Source organism: Neisseria sp. GT4A_CT1, from assembly GCF_000227275.1.
Lineage (GTDB): Bacteria > Pseudomonadota > Gammaproteobacteria > Burkholderiales > Neisseriaceae > Neisseria.
This window is the reverse complement of sequence record NZ_JH164986.1, coordinates 1-1,253: the sequence shown is the minus strand read 5'-3', so window position 1 is coordinate 1,253 and position 1,253 is coordinate 1. Positions and strand designations below refer to the sequence as shown.

General features: G+C 50.7%; 1 protein-coding gene and 1 pseudogene. Both read left to right on the top strand.

Annotation, left to right across the window (positions count from 1 at the left end; genetic code table 11):
• Positions 1-8 precede the first annotated feature (8 nt).
• Positions 9-455: pseudogene (locus HMPREF1028_RS12840) on the top strand (sel1 repeat family protein); the annotation flags it as partial.
• A gap of 91 nt (positions 456-546) precedes the next feature.
• The coding region (locus HMPREF1028_RS12835) for a sel1 repeat family protein (protein ID WP_009313194.1) at positions 547-1,253 on the top strand (707 nt) is incomplete at its 3' end.

The following is a 1,253-nucleotide window of genomic DNA, read 5'->3' as shown; positions in this document are numbered from 1 at the left end:
TTTAAAGCATTGATGGTGATCTGAAAGAATCTTTGCAGTTAATGCATAATGCCGTGCGCCATGGTGGTGACGGAGGTGGGGGCGCTGCTGTACGCTTGATGATGGTTTTTGATCAAAAGAAGGGGGCTATGGCAGAATTTTCGGCTACTCCTGCTGATTCAATCCGTAAAGCGGCCTACGCCGAGCTGTATAAGGCACTTAAAGGCACAGGCACCAAAAGCGGCAACCCCTTCTACACCTTCCCGCGTCTAGACGAAGTCCTCCCCCTGCCTCCCGCCAAAACCCATTGGAAAGGCATCTACTCCGCAATGAGTAAAGAAGATGCAGCGTTCTACCAAAATCCGCCCGACACCGCCGCCCTTGCCGCCGATATCCTCAAACGCGGTATCGTCAAAAAAGAAGAAGTTTACTGGTCGCCGCGCCCTCCCGAGCCTCCCGAAGATGACGGGCTGTAATTGGAATCAAGACACAACATTTAAAAAAGGTCGTCTGAAACCTGATTTCCAGTTTCAGACGATCTCAACACAAACATCATCAACACATACCATGAACAAACTCACTTTCATCGCCCTGCTTATCCCCCTGCTGGCTTCCTGCGGTTCGGTTTCACTTTCCCAATCCGACCGCGATTACACCCAGACCCATCCCGCCCCCAAAGCCTTTGACTCGAAGCGCACCGAATACACCTGCGCGACTTGGACGCCGCCGTCCCCGCCCGATGCCGAATCCCATCTCTGGTATCGTGCCGCCACACTACTGGATGCCAAAGACTGGCGTATGAACAAACAGGAATTTCAGGACATGATTGTCTTGTACGAAGCCGCGGCATCAAAAGGGCATTATCAGGCAATCAACAACCTTTACCTGCTCTACACCCATGTGCAAGGTTCGACCGGCATCATGTACAACCCCTTGCACAACCGCGCCCGAAAGTGGCTGCACTACGGTCTGGACAAAAATTGGGCGATGGCAAACTATTGGCTGTTTGACGCGCTGTACGAAGGCAATGCAGGTTACCGCCGTGATCCGCAACTTGGTCTTGCCTATTTGCAAAAGGCGGTAGATTTGGGCGTACCACTGGCGCAGTATGAACTGTCTCTCATTTATCGAAATCAGACAAAGGATTTAAAAACTCAGGAATTGCTTCTTGGTTGTGCTTCCAAACAAGGGTTCTCTGCAGCAATGAAGCAATTATCTTCGTTTAAAGCCATTGATGGTGATCTGAAAGAATCTTTGCGGTTAATGCACAATGC